This window comes from Priestia sp. P5_B4 (genome assembly GCF_056400385.1).
This window is the reverse complement of record NZ_JBFULJ010000395.1, coordinates 1-3458: the sequence shown is the minus strand read 5'-3', so window position 1 is coordinate 3458 and position 3458 is coordinate 1. Positions and strand designations below refer to the sequence as shown.

The window sequence follows — 3458 nt, the reverse complement described above, 5'->3', positions numbered from 1 at the left end:
GCGGTAAAGGAAGAGTTGTTTTATTCATGCCATTACTCCTTTTAGAATCTCTTTTTTCATATTTACTACGGGAATATCCACTCCGTMTCTATGTACGATTTCTTTTTGCTCTATGTAAAAGCCGATTGATTCATACAAAGCTATATTACGAAAAACACTCATTCTCACCTTGCATAATAAACTTTCCTTGCCACACTCTTTGGCGTATGTTTCTAACCATTGAATAAGCTGTTTAGCCATTCCTTTTCCTTGAAAAGCAGGAATAACAGACAGGCGATAAAAATATAAGCTTGTTTCTTCTAGCGTAAAACGCGCCATCGCTACCGGCTTATTTTCGACGTATAACATGACAGCTTTTTTTCCGTGCTTTAACGATTGCATAATAGATTCTATTGTTTCATCAAGAGCACTGGACGGTGGGACAGAATCGCGATAGACGGAGAAGGCTTGCAGCATARGATCATGAACTGTAGCAGCGTCCTCCGGCTGTGCTAAACAGTACTTCATAAATTTTCACCCTCTTTCTATAAAAATTAATTATATCGAATTATTATACAATACCACCTATTTTTTTCCTATACTTTTATTGATTTTCATTAAGGAGAATAACCTCTTTTTACGCTTTTACACCTTCTTAACTTTACTCCATTAATCTATTAATTCATTAGCACACACTCTTGAGAACTTTTTGTCGAAATGGTTAAAATTCTGTTGGGAGGGAATCATCATGACATTTTCTTGGCTTATACCTTACATAGCCGTGTCACTTATCATTGTCTTAATACCAGGACAAGACATGATTTTCGTAATGACACAAAGTATTGCTTCAGGCGTCAAAGCAGGCATCAAAACCGTATTAGGATCTATTACGGGAACATTTGTACATACTCTTTTAGCCGCAGTGGGGCTATCTATTATCTTTCAAAAATCAATTATTGCCTTTACGATTCTAAAGGTTATAGGTGTTCTGTACCTGCTGTTTTTAGCCTACCAATCGTTTCGCGAGAAAAGCGGTCCGTTGGAATTAACAGAAAACGTTCAGCAGCACCATCACTTTAGAAAAGGATTTGTTAGCAACTTAACCAATCCAAAAGTAGCTATTTTCTTCATTACGTTCTTACCGCAGTTTGTTAATTCGTCTCTTGGACATGTAAGTTTGCAAATGATTTTGTTTGGTATCATCTTTATCGCCGAAACGCTCATCATCTTTTCACTTATTGCGCTATTTGCTTCTGGCCTTGGGAAAAAAGTCAAAAAAAGCCGTATCTTTCARCACACATTAAAATATGTAAAAGGAACGGTTTTTGGCGTACTTGGCCTAAAACTTTTATTTTCTAGCAACAATTAAGTAAAACAAACTGAAATTTCTTTCACCCCTGCTGTTATCGCCTTTTCATACCCGCTTCATTTGTCATATCACCCTATTTTTCCATGTGAGGTTAGTTGACAAAAGACCAAAATTATTATTTTATATATATATAAGGTTCAGATTTAGCAACAAGATTCGACAAGGATAATGAAGAAAAACAGCGGGGAAATAGGGAGATCTATCTAAATAGAGGGAAAATTCTATAAATTCACGTTTTTTATTATTATTCTACTATAATTCATGAAGAGGTGAAACTATGCAAGAAGTAGTTCAAGGTTTTGTTAGTTCAATCAACGAATTTCTTTGGTCCTACTTACTGATTGCGATGCTGATTGCATTTGGTTTGTTTTTTACATTCAGGTCAAAGTTTTTACAAATTCGGTTATTAAAAGAAATGATTCGTGTATTAAAAGAAGGTGCGGATAGCTCTTCTAAAGACGGAATTTCGCCATTCCAAGCGTTTTGTATCAGTATGGCAGCCCGCGTTGGTACGGGGAACATTACAGGTATTGCGATTGCGATCGCTTTAGGGGGACCTGGTGCTGTATTTTGGATGTGGGTGCTTGCCGTTATTGGCTCAGCTTCAGCATTTATCGAAAGTACATTAGCACAAATATACAAAGTAAAAGACAAAGACGGCGGCTTCCGAGGCGGACCGGCTTACTATATGGAAAAAGGGTTAAAGAAGCGCTGGATGGGCGGACTGTTTGCTGTCTTAATCACTTTATCATTCGGCTTAATTTTTAATGCTGTACAATCGAACACGATTACTCTTGCGTTTGAAAATGCGTTCGGAACAAATCGTTTAGTGTTAGGAATTATTATGACAGTGGCTTTCGCTGCTATTATTTTTGGCGGAGTTAAGCGTATTGCAAAAATGTCAGAATACATTGTTGTGGTACTAGCTGTTGCCTATATTGCAGTAGCACTTTTCATTATTATCATGAACATTCAAGAGATGCCTTCTCTTATTGCGTTAATCGTTAAAAATGCATTTGGTTTCGATCAAATTGCCGGCGGTTCTCTTGGAGCAGCTCTTATGCAAGGAATTAAACGCGGATTATTCTCAAACGAAGCGGGTATGGGTAGTGCGCCAAATGCAGCCGCAGCTGCAACAACAAGCCACCCGGTAAAGCAAGGATTGATTCAAGCATTTGGTGTATTAACAGATACGCTTATTATTTGTAGTAGTACTGCCTTTATCATTTTGCTTTCAGGTACTTATACAAATAAAAATTTAAGCGGTATTGAGTTAACACAAGCTGCTTTAAGCACTCACATTGGCTCTTGGGCAACAGGTGCTCTTGCAATTATGATTTTCCTATTTGCTTTTAGTACATTAATCGGTAACTACTACTACGGAGAAACAAATATTGAGTTCTTGAACACAAATAAAGCTTGGCTAGTAACTTACCGTGTTGCTGTACTTGCAATGATTGTGTTCGGTTCTATTTCTCAAATTCAGCTTGTATGGGATTTAGCAGACCTGTTTATGGGCTTGATGGTAGTAGTCAACTTAATCGCGATTCTCTTGCTCTCGAAAATTTCTTTTGCAGCACTGAAAGATTATCTTGCTCAAAAGAAAGCTGGAAAAGACCCTGTCTTCTACCAAGACAGCATTTCTGGACTTGATAATATTGATGCATGGGATCATTCAAAAGATAAATCTAGCTCGAAAGAAGCGATCTAATAAAAAAAGCCGTGAATATTCACGGCTTTTTTTATTGTGCAAATTTACTTCTTTTTCTTTCTTCTAGTGAAGCAGTCTAAGACTAACCAAATACCTATAGTATAAATAAATCACGCCGTACGGAATCCAGTAGGAAAAAAATGTCCAGCCGAGATTCCATCCGTTTCCGTATGTAACTCTTTCCATATGCACATACGTTCCTTCTAAACATGTTGTAAACAGCGCAATAAGAAAAATAAAAAAATGAGGCTTTCCAATTCGCTGGATTAAAAAAATCATATAGCTAGCCAATACAGGATAGACGCCTAAATTAAAAGGCAGCGCTTCTAATGCTTCATTTTCTAAAGAAGTCCGGAGTTTCCAAAAACCATAATAGCTCCCTAATTCATTGATAACGAT

Annotated in this window: 4 protein-coding genes; 2 read left to right on the top strand and 2 right to left on the bottom strand. The window is 37.1% G+C overall.

Features of this window, described 5'->3' with window-relative positions; translation table 11 throughout:
• Positions 1 to 24: 24 nt before the first annotated feature.
• On the bottom strand, positions 25 to 507 hold the full coding sequence (locus tag AC1DRF_RS20035; protein WP_477741503.1) for a GNAT family N-acetyltransferase: 483 nt from the start codon (positions 505 to 507) through the stop codon (positions 25 to 27).
• 220 nt (positions 508 to 727) lie between these two features.
• Between AC1DRF_RS20035 and AC1DRF_RS20030 the strand changes: the two genes are divergently transcribed.
• Entirely contained in the window at positions 728 to 1348 is a 621-nt protein-coding gene (locus tag AC1DRF_RS20030; RefSeq protein ID WP_043978286.1) for a LysE family translocator, read from the top strand.
• 277 nt (positions 1349 to 1625) lie between these two features.
• Positions 1626 to 3059, top strand: a complete 1434-nt coding sequence (locus AC1DRF_RS20025; protein WP_043978284.1) for an alanine/glycine:cation symporter family protein — start codon at positions 1626 to 1628, stop codon at positions 3057 to 3059.
• Between the two features lie 63 nt (positions 3060 to 3122).
• Here AC1DRF_RS20025 and AC1DRF_RS20020 read toward each other — a convergent pair.
• Positions 3123 to 3458, bottom strand: a 336-nt coding sequence (locus AC1DRF_RS20020; protein ID WP_477741502.1) for a CBO0543 family protein, incomplete at its 5' end; no start/stop codon positions are given.

Bases quoted from the DNA above. Each gene is read 5' to 3' on its own strand.
- AC1DRF_RS20025 (WP_043978284.1), top strand. From the start codon at position 1,626: ATGCAAGAAGTAGTTCAAGGTTTTGTTAGTTCAATCAACGAATTTCTT.